The sequence below is a fragment of the Serratia sp. CY56464 genome, from assembly GCF_052168435.1.
GTDB lineage: Bacteria > Pseudomonadota > Gammaproteobacteria > Enterobacterales > Enterobacteriaceae > Serratia > Serratia marcescens.
In genome coordinates, this window is record NZ_JBJNMV010000003.1 from 266649 (window position 1) to 279016 (window position 12368).

The 12368-nt window shown below is 62.2% G+C and carries 10 protein-coding genes; 4 read left to right on the forward strand and 6 right to left on the reverse strand.

The window, feature by feature from the left end:
• Nucleotides 1-17 precede the first annotated feature (17 nt).
• The gene (locus tag ACJ8KE_RS17455; RefSeq protein WP_442517326.1) at nucleotides 18-929 is read right to left on the reverse strand and encodes a LysR family transcriptional regulator; all 912 of its coding nucleotides are present in this window, start codon (nucleotides 927-929) and stop codon (nucleotides 18-20) included.
• Between the two features lie 137 nt (nucleotides 930-1066).
• Between ACJ8KE_RS17455 and xapA the strand changes: the two genes are divergently transcribed.
• Complete coding sequence (gene xapA / locus ACJ8KE_RS17460) at nucleotides 1067-1888, forward strand: xanthosine phosphorylase (RefSeq protein ID WP_079450159.1); 822 nt, start codon at nucleotides 1067-1069, stop codon at nucleotides 1886-1888.
• Between the two features lie 81 nt (nucleotides 1889-1969).
• On the forward strand, nucleotides 1970-3220 hold the full coding sequence (locus ACJ8KE_RS17465; protein ID WP_028128309.1) for a nucleoside permease: 1251 nt from the start codon (nucleotides 1970-1972) through the stop codon (nucleotides 3218-3220).
• A gap of 33 nt (nucleotides 3221-3253) precedes the next feature.
• Here ACJ8KE_RS17465 and ACJ8KE_RS17470 read toward each other — a convergent pair whose 3' ends face one another.
• Nucleotides 3254-4186, reverse strand: a complete 933-nt coding sequence (locus ACJ8KE_RS17470; RefSeq protein WP_442517327.1) for a PfkB family carbohydrate kinase — start codon at nucleotides 4184-4186, stop codon at nucleotides 3254-3256.
• Nucleotides 4183-5580, reverse strand: a complete 1398-nt coding sequence (locus tag ACJ8KE_RS17475) for a purine-cytosine permease family protein (RefSeq protein WP_442517328.1) — start codon at nucleotides 5578-5580, stop codon at nucleotides 4183-4185. Before ACJ8KE_RS17475 ends, ACJ8KE_RS17470 begins: the two co-directional genes overlap by 4 nt.
• Before the next feature lie 657 nt (nucleotides 5581-6237).
• On the opposite strand from ACJ8KE_RS17475, the gene ACJ8KE_RS17480 reads away from it, so the two are divergent.
• Both ACJ8KE_RS17480 and ACJ8KE_RS17485 read left to right on the forward strand, forming a co-directional pair.
• Nucleotides 6238-6972, forward strand: a complete 735-nt coding sequence (locus ACJ8KE_RS17480) for a GntR family transcriptional regulator (protein WP_420278059.1) — start codon at nucleotides 6238-6240, stop codon at nucleotides 6970-6972.
• An 80-nt stretch (nucleotides 6973-7052) separates the two neighbouring features.
• Nucleotides 7053-9221 (forward strand): YgiQ family radical SAM protein, encoded by a 2169-nt coding sequence (locus tag ACJ8KE_RS17485; protein ID WP_004937285.1) that lies wholly within the window; start codon nucleotides 7053-7055, stop codon nucleotides 9219-9221.
• Nucleotides 9222-9284: 63 nt separating this feature from the next.
• On the opposite strand, the gene ACJ8KE_RS17490 is transcribed toward ACJ8KE_RS17485, so the two are convergent.
• From ACJ8KE_RS17490 to yqhD, 3 genes are all read right to left on the reverse strand, one after another.
• Nucleotides 9285-9890 carry a transglycosylase SLT domain-containing protein gene (locus tag ACJ8KE_RS17490; RefSeq protein ID WP_016930129.1) on the reverse strand — a complete coding sequence of 202 codons (606 nt, stop codon included), beginning with the start codon at nucleotides 9888-9890 and terminating at the stop codon, nucleotides 9285-9287.
• Between the two features lie 142 nt (nucleotides 9891-10032).
• On the reverse strand, nucleotides 10033-10857 hold the full coding sequence (dkgA, locus tag ACJ8KE_RS17495; RefSeq protein WP_016930128.1) for a 2,5-didehydrogluconate reductase DkgA: 825 nt from the start codon (nucleotides 10855-10857) through the stop codon (nucleotides 10033-10035).
• A gap of 285 nt (nucleotides 10858-11142) precedes the next feature.
• Complete coding sequence (yqhD, locus tag ACJ8KE_RS17500) at nucleotides 11143-12306, reverse strand: alcohol dehydrogenase (RefSeq protein WP_016930127.1); 1164 nt, start codon at nucleotides 12304-12306, stop codon at nucleotides 11143-11145.
• Nucleotides 12307-12368: the final 62 nt, after the last annotated feature.

Here is a 12368-nt window from a genome sequence, read left to right on the forward strand (position 1 = left end):
TCTGCGCTGCGGGCCGCTTACGGCGCCCGCAGCATTTCCAGGAAGGCCTGCACCACCGGCGTGACGCTGTCGGCGCGATACACCGCGTACAGATCCGCCGGCGGCGCCTGTTGCAGCGGGCAAAAGCGTACGCCGGGCCACGGGATGCGGCCGTAGCTGTCCGGCAGCAGCGTGATGCCGCAGCCTTCCGCCACCAGCGCCAGCAGGGTCTGCGGTTCGTTGACCTGATAGGCGACGTCCGGCAAAAATCCCTGCTGCAGACACAGATTGTGCAGATACAGCCCCAGGCTGGCCTCATGCGGCGGCAGCACGATGAAGCTGTCGTTCTGCAGCGCCGCCAGCGGGATATTTTCCTGCTGCGCCAGCGGATGATCGAGCGGCAACACCACGGCGATGCTCTCGCTTGCCAACCGTTGGCAGGTTAACCCCGGCAGCGTCTGCTGCTGCGCCTCTCGCCAGACCCCGATGTCGATATGCCGCTTTTGCAGCGCGGCGATTTGCTGGCTGGGCGTCAGCTCGTTCAACGACCAGGTGACGCCGGCGCTCCGCTCGCTGAATCGCCGCAGCGCCGCGATCAGGCCGCCCCAGGCCGAGGTGCCGACCATGCCGACCACCATGTGGCCGCCTTCGCCACGCCCCATCTGTTGCACCTGATGCAATGCGCTGTCGGCCTGATCCAGCAGCCGCTCGACGTTGCGCAGCAGCGTGCGGCCGGCCGGCGTCAGCGTTATGGAGCGGGTGGTGCGTTTGAACAGCACCACCCCGAGCTGACTCTCCAGCTCCTTGATGTGCTTGCTGAGCGGCGGCTGTGACATATTCAGCCGCCGCGCCGCCTGGGTGAAGTTCATCTCTTCCGCCACCACGCGGAAATAGTGCAGCAGGCGGAAGTTAATCCGGCCGGGATCGGGCAGGGCTTGGGGCGGGTTCATCCGGGGTATCGCCTCCTTGTGACGCAGCTCAACTTATAGGTAAATGGAATAAATCGGCCGCCAAGAATGTATTGGTCTCGGCCGCGCCTCGCTCTCTACTATGGGGCTTATTATCCCCCGCTGAAAGAGAGAATACGATGTTTAATCAAGAAGATGCTTTTACCTGCGCCGACATCGTCCGCGCGCGCCTGCCGGGTTTCCAGCCGAAAGCGGCCTTGATTCTCGGCTCCGGGCTTGGCGCCCTGGCGGAGGTGATGACCGAAACCGTCACCCTCGATTACGCGGAGCTGCCGGGCTTTCCGGTGAGCGGCGTCGCCGGCCACGCCGGGCAGCTGGTCGCCGGCAAGCTGGAGGGCGTGCCGGTATTGTGCATGAAAGGGCGCGGTCATTTCTATGAAGGGCGTGGCATGCAGGTGATGACCACCGCGGTGCGCACTTTCAAACTGCTGGGCTGCGAATTCCTGCTGGCGACCAACGCCGCGGGTTCGCTGCGCCGTTCGGTGGCGCCGGGCAGCCTGGTGGCGATTACCGATCACATCAATTTCATGCCGGAATCGCCGCTGGTCGGCGCCAACGACGATCGCTTCGGGCCGCGCTTCTTCAGCCTGGCGAACGCCTACGATCGCGATCTGCGCGCCGGGCTGGCGGCGGTGGCCGAAAGCGCGGGCATTCCGCTGGCGGAAGGGGTATTCGCCGCCTACACCGGGCCGAATTTCGAAACGCCGGCGGAGATCCGCATGATGCAGACCCTGGGCTGCGACGTGGTGGGCATGTCGATCGTGCCGGAAGTCCTGGCGGCGCGCCACTGCGGTCTCAAGGTGCTGGTGGTGTCCGCGATGACCAACTACGCCGAAGGGCTGTCGGATACGCCTCTTTCCCACGAACAAACGCTCAGCTGCGCGGCGCTGGCGGCGGACGATTTCATGCGCCTGATCCGCGAGCTGTTCAAAACGCTGTAACACCGCAAGCAAACCGGCGGCGGGCTGCAGGGGGCCCGCCGCACCAATCATCGTTGAAAGCATAATAACAAGGTGATGGCGATGGCGATAAAAACACGATTAAAAGTCATGATTTTCCTGCAGTTCTTTATCTGGGGCGCCTGGCTGGTGACGCTGGGTTCCTACATGATCAACACGCTGCATTTCAGCGGCATGCAGGTGGGGATGGTCTACAGCGCCAAAGGCATCGCCGCGCTGATCATGCCGGGGCTGGCGGGCATCATCGCCGATCGGTGGATGAAGGCCAACTATCTGTATGCGCTGTGCCACCTGCTCGGGGCGCTGGCGCTGTACTGCGCGGCGCAGGTCGAGCAACCGATGCTGATGTTCTGGGTGATGCTGTTCAATGCCATGGTCTATATGCCGACCATCGCGCTCTCCAACGCCATTTCCTATTTTTGCCTCGAAAAGCACGGCTTTGACACGGTGAGGGACTTTCCGCCGGTGCGGGTGTACGGCACCGTGGGATTCATTCTGGCGATGTGGTTGGTCGGCTTCAGCCGCATCGAGCTCAGCAATCTGCAGCTGTATCTGGCTTCTGCGGCGTCGCTGCTGCTGTCCGCCTATTCGCTGACGCTGCCGCGTTGCCCGACCAACCGCGCGGCCGAGTCGAAAAGCTGGGTGAGCGTGCTGGGGTTGGATGCGCTGGTGTTGTTCCGCCAGCGGCGCATGGCGCTGTTTTTCCTGTTCGCCATGTTGCTTGGCGCGGCGCTGCAGATAACCAATACCTTCGGCAACCCGTTCCTGCACGATCTGTCGCTCAATCCGCTGTATCAGGACAGCCTCAGCGTCCGGTATCCGGCGGTGCTGCTGTCGCTGTCGCAGATCTCCGAAGTGTTCTTTATCCTCACCATTCCCTTCTTCCTGCGCCGTTACGGCATCAAGCAGGTGATGCTGATCAGCATGGCGGCCTGGACGCTGCGCTTTCTGTTCCTGGCTTACGGCACGCCGGTCGGCTTTGGTTTCGTGCTGCTGTTGCTGTCGATGATTGTCTACGGCTGCGCCTTCGACTTCTTCAATATCTCCGGCGCCATCTTCGTCGAGAAAGAGGCCGATCACCGCATCCGCGCCAGCGCGCAGGGGCTGTTCATGACCATGGTCAACGGTTTGGGCGCCTATCTGGGGGCGCTCGCCAGCGGCGAGGTGGTGGACTTCTTCAGCCATGACGGCGTGAAAGACTGGCAGAGCATCTGGCTGGTGTTTGCGCTGTATACGCTGGTGCTGGGGATCGTGTTCGCGTTGAGCTTCAACTACCGCCACCCGCCGCAGGAGAGCGCGGCGGCGGCGCAGTAAGGCAGGGGGCGCAGCTGGCTGCGCCCTGAAACGTCAGGCCTGCGGGAAGCGCTGCTGCAGCTGCTGCCAGTCCGGCGGATTGGCGGCGCCGAGGCTGGCCACCACGCAAGCGGCGACCCGGTTGGCCAGATCGACCGCCCGCGGCAGTGGCCAGCCGGCAGACAGGCCCGCCAGCAAACCGGCGCAGTGGGCATCGCCCGCGCCGATGGTGTCAACGACCTCTACCGGATAGGCCGGAATGTGCAGCGGCGGCGTGCGGCCGTCGCAGATCCACGCGCCGTCGCGATCCAGGCGACAGATCAGCGTCAGATTACGGGCGGCGGCATAGCGCTGTGCGGCCTCCACGGCGTCGCCGGCGCCGCACAGCGTGGCCACTTCGTCGCGGTTGAGCGTCAGCAGAGTGTGGCTGTCGCTGAGCATGGCGAAGAAATCTTCGCTGAGCTGGGCGATGCGCGGGCCGGGATCGATCAGGCGAGGTTGGTCGAACGGCATGCGCGTCAGCCACTCGCGCAGCGCTTCGCCGTTTTCGCCCGCCAGCTCGTAGCCGCTGGCGTAGATCAGCGTGTGTTCCGTCAGCGGCAGGGTCGCCAGCTGCGCTTTATTCCATTGGCTTTCGCAACCGGACACCGTGATAAAGGTGCGTTCGCCGTCGGGCTCCACCAGCGCCAGGCACCAGCCGTTGTCCATCTGGCCGTGGCGCAACAGCACCTCCAGCCCCAGTTCGCCCATGGCGGCTTCGATCGCCGCGCCCCACTCGCCGTTGCCGACCGGCATGCCGTTGATCACCGGCGCTTCAAGGCGCGTCAGCGCGCGCGCCACGTTGAACGCGCAACCGCCGATTTGCCGCGCCTGCGGCAGGGCTTCGATATCTTCACCGCGGATCGGCAGGCGCGGCAGCGTCATCACCAGATCGCCGACCGCGCCCCCAATCACCAGGACAGGTGTTACAGCTTCCCACTCATTCATTGATGTTCTCTGCGTTGGGTCAGGTACAGACCGTAAGCGATCAGACTCACCGCAAACGACACAAACAGCCCCAGGCTGGAGTCGGCGAACAAGCCTTTGGCCAGCGGGCCGTCGATAAAACCGGTTTTGGTGACCAGCAGGCCGCACAGGGCGCCGAGGAACCAGCAAAACAGCGGGGCTTTGCGCACGCCGCGGTTCTGGCCATGCAGGCCGTACAAAGCGTTGCCATCATACCCGTGGCGGCGGCGCAGGCACAGGTAATCGAGCAGGAAAATTGCCTCCCAGGCCGCCAGAAACACCCCGCAGAACACCAGGAAGGAGATGAACGGCCCCATGAAATCGCCGGAGATGAACAGCACATACAGGGCGATGCCCAGCACCACCACGGCGTCGATCGATATCGCCAGCCATTGTTTGACCTGCACGCCGATGGTCAGCAGGTTAAGGCTGGCGGAATACAGGCTGAGCACCGCGATGGTGACGATGCCGGCGGTGGCGGCCAGCAGATAAGGGATGGCCATCCAGGCGGGCAGCACCGAGCCTATCAGCGCGATGGGGTTGGCGGCGCTGGCCAGATCGGGGAGCTGCACGGAAAGCAGAATACCGGCCAGCATCAGCAGCATCAGCGGCAAACAGGCACCGCCCATCACCGCGGCGAAAATGCCTTTGCTCGACGAGCTCGGGCTTTGATAGCGGCTGTAATCGGCGCCGGCGATTGCCCAGCTGATGCCGGTGCCGGCGGCGATCACCGATACCGCCGGCAGGAAACCGGTCAACCAGCTGCCGGAAGGCAGCGCCAGCACCTGGCTCCACTCGGTGTTGAACAGGATATAGAGCACCACGATCAGCGTCATGGTGCCGAAGATGCGGCTGAACCAGCTCTGCATCCAGACCACGGTATTTTGCCCCAGCAGGCTGACGACGACAGTGAGCCCGCCGAACAGCAGCAGGCTGAGCGCGGTCAACAGGTGGCTGGTTCCCAGTCCGAAGGCCTCGAACAGCGCCGCCAGCGTCAGGGTGCCGGTGATCACGTTGACCGCTTCCCAGCCCATCAGGTTGATCCAACTGAACAGGGTGGGCGCCACGTTGCCCTTCAGCCCGAAAATCACCCGCGAGAGCGTCAGCGTAGAGGTGCGCCCGCGCTTGCCGGCGAAGCTGGTGAGGCCGACCAGCACGAAGCTGGCGACGCCGACCAGCGCGGCGAGTACCGATTGCAGAAAGGATAAGCCGAAGCCGACGATGATGGCGCCGTACACCACGCCGAGAATACCGATATTGGCCGCCGACCAGATCCAAAACAGCTCGATGGGCTTACCGGTCTGTTCCGCGTCCGGCACCCGGTCGATACCGGTGCTTTCTACCTTCCATGCTTCATTGCGATTGATATCGGTCATAGCAAATGATCCCTGTTGCGCAGGGCCGCGAGGGCCGCCGCAGTTGACTGAAAATCGATTCCGTTGGCGCGGTTGAGGCCGGCTGTCCCGCTGTTGGTGAAGACGCCGATTCCGCGCAGTGTGTAGCGGCTGACGCCGCCGGGTCTGTCAAAATGAGGGCGGTATCCGCCTTATCGGGTGAGGCACGTCGGCCGCACGGCGCCAATGAGTGTAGTCAAAGAGTGGGGCTGCAGCGGGGATTGGCGAAGCGGGAACGTTTCTATTTGCCGACATCGATCCGCTTCGCCCTCCGCGATGGGATCCTGTGATGCGGCGATGAGCCGTGAGCAGGCTATCCATTAGCTCCGTTGCTTATTATCGGCCGTTTGCGCCGGCAGTATAGGCCCGCTGCCGGCCATCAAGGGTATTCTTTAGGGCTGGCAGCGGGTTTTTTATTGTTTTTAAAGTGGGTCCCTGGTGTTGGTGCTATTGATGTATCAACATCAATAAGCACAGATTACGCGCGATCTAGATCCAATGAAAGTCCATTAGGCAAAAATTGTGATGCCACTCTGAAAGCATTAGCGATATTTTAGTTAAAGTGAGGTGCCTATCGCCGGACAGGCGATAGGATAACAATGAGACTCAGACGAATGGCATAAGCAAGAGGGCGGGCGAATGACGGATTTTATGGCCTGGCTGCGTGGTCATCTGGCGCAGGGGGCGGTGGCGCCGCGTTATATTCAGCTGGCGGCGGCGATAGAAACCGCGATCAGGCAGCAGGTGTTGGCGGCGGAGGCATTTCTGCCGCCGGAACGGCAGATGGCGGAGGGGCTGGCGCTGTCGCGCGTCACCGTCAGCAAGGCAATGAAGCTGCTGGAGGATAAAGGGCTGATTTCACGGCAGCAGGGGGGCGGCACCCGCGTGGCGATGCGCATTGGTTATTCCCTCGATAAGGACAGCGGTTTCACCGCTCAGGCGCTGCGTCACGGCAGCCGCGTCAGCAATCGATGGCTGCTGCGCACCCGAGTCGGCGCGCCGGCCAAGGCCGCGGCGGCGCTGGGGCTGGCGGAGGGGGATGAAGTGATCAAACTGCGGCGGTTACGCTTGCTGAACGGCAGCCCGGTCTCGCTGGAAACCACCTATATACCACCGCGCTTCTTGCCCGAACCGGCGCAGCTGGAGCATTCACTGTATGCGCTATGGCAATCGCGCGGCATCGTGCCTGAAGATAAACACTTTCTGTTGAAGGCGGTGTCCTGCAGCGACGAGGTCGCCGAACTGCTCAACGTGCCGTGCGGCGCGCCGTTGTTGCACATCATCCAAACCAGCCGCAACGCTCAGGGTGAGGCGCTGGAGTTCAGCGATATCTTGTGCCGCAGCGACGTTTATGAATTCGAAGTGAACGGTTAGCGAAATAACCATGCTCTTTTTGCTGCTAGTGCGTATAATCGCCGCCCGGCGATTAATTAACCTGTAAAAAGAGCAGCAGAATGAGCACCACCAGCCTGATCCAACCCGATCGTGAACTGTTTTCCTATAAGCCCTATTGGGCCGAATGTTTTGGCACCGCGCCGTTTTTACCGATGTCGCGGGCAGAGATGGATCAACTGGGCTGGGACAGCTGCGACGTGATCATCATCAGCGGCGACGCCTACGTCGATCACCCAAGCTTTGGCATGGCGATCATCGGCCGCATGCTGGAAGCGCAGGGCTTTCGCGTCGGCATCATCGCGCAGCCGGACTGGAGCAATAAAGAAGACTTCATGCGGTTGGGGAAACCGAACCTGTTCTTCGGCATCACCGCCGGCAACATGGACTCGATGATCAACCGCTACACCGCCGATCGCAAACTGCGCCACGACGATGCCTATACCGCCGGCAACGTCGGCGGCAAGCGGCCGGATCGCGCCACCCTGGTCTACAGCCAGCGCTGCAAAGAAGCCTATAAAGACGTGCCGATCGTGCTGGGCGGCATCGAAGCCAGCCTGCGTCGCATCGCCCACTACGATTACTGGTCGGATACCGTGCGCCGCTCGGTGCTGGTGGACTCCAAAGCCGACATGCTGATCTACGGCAACGGCGAGCGTCCGTTGGTGGAAGTGGCGCACCGTCTGGCCGCCGGTGAGAAGATCGGCGATATCCACGATATTCGCAATACCGCGGTGATGCGCAAAGAAGCGCTGCCGGGCTGGAGCGGCGTGGATTCCACCCGCCTCGACAAGCCGGGCCGCATCGAACCTATTCCGAACCCGTACGGCGAGGATCTGCCGTGCGCCGACGGCGCCAAGCCGAAAGAGCCGGAAGCCAAGCCTGTCACCGTGCGCGCCGCCAAACCGAAGCCGTGGGAGAAGACCTACGTGCTGCTGCCGTCCTTCGAGAAAGTGAAGGGCGACAAGGTGCTGTATGCGCACACCTCGCGCATTTTGCACCATGAAACCAACCCAGGCTGCGCCCGCGCGCTGATGCAAAAACACGGCGATCGCTACGTGTGGATCAACCCGCCGGCGATCCCGCTGACCACGCCGGAGATGGACAGCGTCTTCGCCCTGCCTTATCAACGCGTACCGCACCCGTCCTACGGTCAGGATCGCATTCCGGCCTATGACATGATCCGTTTCTCGGTGAACATCATGCGCGGCTGCTACGGCGGCTGTTCGTTCTGTTCGATCACCGAGCATGAAGGGCGCATCATCCAGAGCCGTTCGGAAGATTCGATCGTTCGCGAAATCGAAGAGATCCGTGACAAGGTGCCGGGCTTTACCGGTGTGATCTCCGATCTGGGCGGCCCGACCGCCAACATGTATATGCTGCGTTGCACCAACCCGCGCGCTGAGCAGACCTGCCGCCGCGCCTCGTGCGTGTATCCGGAGATCTGCACCTATATGGATACCAACCACGAGCCGACCATCAAGCTTTACCGCCGCGCGCGTTCTCTGGAGGGCATCAAGAAGATCCTGATCGCTTCCGGGGTACGTTACGATCTGGCGGTGGAAGATCCGCGCTATATCAAGGAACTGGCGACCCACCACGTCGGCGGCTACCTGAAGATCGCGCCGGAGCACACCGAAGAAGGCCCGTTGTCGAAGATGATGAAACCGGGCATGGGCAGTTACGATCGCTTCAAGCAGCTGTTTGATCACTATTCGAAGCTGGCGGGTAAAGAGCAGTACCTGATCCCATACTTTATCTCGTCGCACCCGGGCACCCGCGATGAAGACATGGTGAACCTGGCGCTGTGGCTGAAGAAGAACCGTTTCCGCCTCGATCAGGTGCAGAACTTCTATCCTTCGCCGATGGCCAACTCCACCACCATGTATTACAGCGGCAAAAACCCGCTGAGCAAGGTGGGGTACAAGAGCGAAGACGTGGTGGTGCCGCGCGGCGATCGCCAGCGCCGCCTGCATAAGGCGCTGCTGCGTTACCACGATCCGGCCAACTGGGCGCTGATCCGCGCCGCGCTGGAAGAGATGGGCCTGAAGCACCTGATCGGCAGCCGCCGCGATTGTCTGGTGCCGGCGCCGAGCATCGACGAACAGCGCGAAGCGAAACGGCTGCAGCGCCATACCCGGCCGGCGCTGACCAAACATACCGATATCAATCGGCAGCGCACGCCGTCCAACCGGCCGCCGCGCAAACCGATTCGCAAAGCCAAGCCGTAACGGCCGCACCGCATGCGTAAACAAAAAGGAGAACCCCCGGGTTCTCCTTTTCACTGTTGAGCGTCACAGCTGCTCGTACGCGGCTTCCACTTTCATCAAATGGCGCGGCGCCTGCGGCGCGGGATGGTATTTGCGCACGTGCCAGTTAAAGGCCTCCGGCGACAGGTTGTTAATCATCGCGATGGCCTGCTGACGGTTGCTGGAGAAGGTGCGCAGCAGTGCCCCGGTGCCGTTGACGTAGGCGATGATGGTGGCGTAGCGCAGCGTGACGGGATTGGCGATCCCTTTAAGCTGTTGTTTCTGCAAGGTGGCCAGATAGGCGGCGCCGAGATCGATATTGGTGTCGGGATCCCGCAGATCGTCATCGTCCGGGCAACCGCGTTTGCCTTTGTAGCGATAGGCGTCGCAGCCGGCGGTATCGGCTTTCAGCTGCATCAGGCCGATCGCATTGGATCTGCTCACTGCGGCGGGGTTGAAACCGGACTCCACCTGGATCATGGCGGTGATCAGCTTGGCATCTACGCCGTATTCGCTGGCGGCGTCTTTGATGGCGCTATCGAAGGCGTGGCGATCGTAGCTGACGCGCTGTTTCTTGCCGGCGCAACCCGCCAGCACCAGCATGACGCAAAGCATGCCCAGCCGTGACCCGTGTGAGAAAGAGAATTTCATGGTGCTCCGTGCTTGTCTGTTTTTTAACGGCGTTAACCGGCGGGCGGAGCCTCCGGCGTCGTCATCATAACGTCAGGCGGCGCAAAGGAGCAATGTGCGGGAAGGAAAAGCCCCCTCCGGCCGGAGAGGGCTTGGGGGGAGATTACAGGGTATCCGGATCCGGCCCGAGGCGGTTGCCGACATCCAGCTTGGCGATCTCGCCCAGTTCATCTTTATCGAGTTTGAAATCAAACACCTCGAAGTTTTCGCGAATCCGCGACGGCGTGACCGATTTCGGGATGACGATAAGACCGCTGTCCAGGTGCCAGCGCACCACAATCTGCGCCGGGGTTTTCTCGTATTTTTCGGCCAGCGCCTTGATCAGCGGCTGGTCGAACACGCCTTCACCGCCTTGCGCCAGCGGGCTCCAGGATTCGGTGGCGATATGGTGCGTGGCGTTCCAGGCGCGCAGCTGGCGCTGTTGCAGCAGCGGGTGCAGCTCGATCTGGTTGACGACCGGCGCCACGTTGGTTTCATCCAACAGACGCTGCAGGTGCGGCGTATGGAAGTTGCATACGCCGATGCTTTTCACCAGGCCTTGTTCGCGCAGCTTGATCAGCTCGCGCCAGGCGGAGACGTATTGATCCTGCTGCGGGCGCGGCCAGTGGATCAGATACAGATCCACATAGTCCAGCTTGAGCTTTTCCAGACTGGTTTCCAGCGCCGCCAGCGGATCGCCCTGATCGTCGTTCCACAGCTTGGTGGTGATGAACAGGTCGCTGCGCGGCAGCGCGCTGGACTGCAGCGCGGCGCCGACGCCTTCCTCGTTCTTGTAAATCGCGGCGGTGTCGATGGAGCGGTAACCGATCTCCAGCGCTTTGCTCACCGCGCGGGTGGTCTCTTCAATACTCGCCTGCCAAACGCCGAGACCCAACTGCGGCATCAGATTACCATCGTGGAGTTTGATGATGGGTTGTTGCGTTGTCATGCGCATCTCCTTGTGTACGGATTGCGGCGCCTGCGGCGCCGAAACGGCTATAGATAAATTCTAGTTGGCAAAATGGGCGGTTGCCGGGTTTGCCAGCCTAATTTCAGCGGTGGCGGGAGGGCCATTTTCTCCCCGCTCTCCCTGCGAATGAGCGGTAAGACGAGTGGTGCGAAACGATCGGCGGCGCTGAAGCGCCCGACTGCGCCCGGTGATCGGCCGGGCGCAGGATGCGGCGAAAAATGGCTGGCGGAGACTAAAGCCTAGCAAAAAATCGCCGTTTTGCGATTAACGCGCCGCTTCATAAATGCGGCGGCTGACGTCCAGGGTAATGTCCTGATGCTCGCCCAGGGCGGTCATGCCGTGCTGATGGAGCTTGTCGAGCAGCGCCGGAATGCTGCTGCCGTCGAGCTGATAATCCGCCATGCGGGTCGGCACGCCCATCTGTTCGAAGAAGGCGCGGGTGGCGGCGATGGCGCCGTCGATCCGGCTGTCTTCGCTGCCTTCGCGCAGGCCCCAGACGCGTTCAGCGTACTGCAGCAGTTTTTCGCGCTTCTGCGCTTTCTTCTCGTGCAGCAGCGCCGGCAGCACGATGGCCAGCGTTTGCGCGTGGTCGAGATCGTGCATGGCGGTCAGCTCGTGGCCCAGCATGTGGGTCGCCCAGTCCTGCGGCACGCCGGCGCCGATCAGGCCGTTCAGCGCCATGGTGGCGCTCCACATCACGTTGGCGCGCACCGCATAGTTCTCCGGCTCGGCCAGTGCGCGCGGGCCGTCTTCCAGCAGGGTCAACAGCAGGCCTTCGGCGAAGCGATCCTGCACCTTGGCGTCGACCGGGTAGGTCAGATACTGCTCCAGGGTGTGCACGAAGGCGTCGACCACGCCGTTGGCGATCTGGCGGGGCGGTAGCGAGTAGGTCACCACCGGATCCAGCACGGCGAAGCGCGGCTGCACCAGCGGCGAGAAGAAGTGCTGCTTGTCGCCGCTGCTTTTGCGGGTGATCACCGCGCCGCTGTTGGACTCGGAGCCGGTGGCCGGCAGCGTCAGCACGCAGCCCATCGGCACTGCGTCGGCGATGTGGCTGCCGACGGTCTGCAGAATGTGCCAGGCGTCGTTGCTGGCCGTATAACGGGCGGCGGCGGCGATGAACTTGGTGCCGTCAACCACCGAACCGCCGCCGACCGCCAGCAGGAAATCGATGTTTTCCGCTTTCACCACCTCGACCGCTTTCATCAGCGTTTCGTAGGTCGGGTTAGGCTCGATGCCGGAAAACTCCCGCACGTCGCGGCCGGCCAGCGCGCTATGCACCTGATCCAGCACGCCGTTTTTCTTTACGCTGCCGCCACCGTAGGTGATCAGGATGCGCGCGTCCGCCGGGATTTGGCCGGCCACGTCGGCAATTTGGTCCTTGCCGAACAGGATTTTGGTTGGGGTATGCAGAATGAAGTTGTGCATGGTTGATTTCTCTCTTTCTGTCAGGCGGGCGCCAAAGTGGCGCAAAGGTGTCTGGCCCGTAT

Bases quoted from the DNA above. Each gene is read 5' to 3' on its own strand.
- ACJ8KE_RS17490 (WP_016930129.1), bottom strand. From the start codon at position 9,890: ATGAAATTCTCTTTCTCACACGGGTCACGGCTGGGCATGCTTTGCGTC.
- ACJ8KE_RS17465 (WP_028128309.1), top strand. From the start codon at position 1,970: ATGGCGATAAAAACACGATTAAAAGTCATGATTTTCCTGCAGTTCTTT.
- ACJ8KE_RS17485 (WP_004937285.1), top strand. From the start codon at position 7,053: ATGAGCACCACCAGCCTGATCCAACCCGATCGTGAACTGTTTTCCTAT.
- xapA (WP_079450159.1), top strand. From the start codon at position 1,067: ATGTTTAATCAAGAAGATGCTTTTACCTGCGCCGACATCGTCCGCGCG.
- ACJ8KE_RS17455 (WP_442517326.1), bottom strand. From the start codon at position 929: ATGAACCCGCCCCAAGCCCTGCCCGATCCCGGCCGGATTAACTTCCGC.
- ACJ8KE_RS17480 (WP_420278059.1), top strand. From the start codon at position 6,238: ATGACGGATTTTATGGCCTGGCTGCGTGGTCATCTGGCGCAGGGGGCG.
- dkgA (WP_016930128.1), bottom strand. From the start codon at position 10,857: ATGACAACGCAACAACCCATCATCAAACTCCACGATGGTAATCTGATG.
- ACJ8KE_RS17470 (WP_442517327.1), bottom strand. From the start codon at position 4,186: ATGAATGAGTGGGAAGCTGTAACACCTGTCCTGGTGATTGGGGGCGCG.
- ACJ8KE_RS17475 (WP_442517328.1), bottom strand. From the start codon at position 5,580: ATGACCGATATCAATCGCAATGAAGCATGGAAGGTAGAAAGCACCGGT.
- yqhD (WP_016930127.1), bottom strand. From the start codon at position 12,306: ATGCACAACTTCATTCTGCATACCCCAACCAAAATCCTGTTCGGCAAG.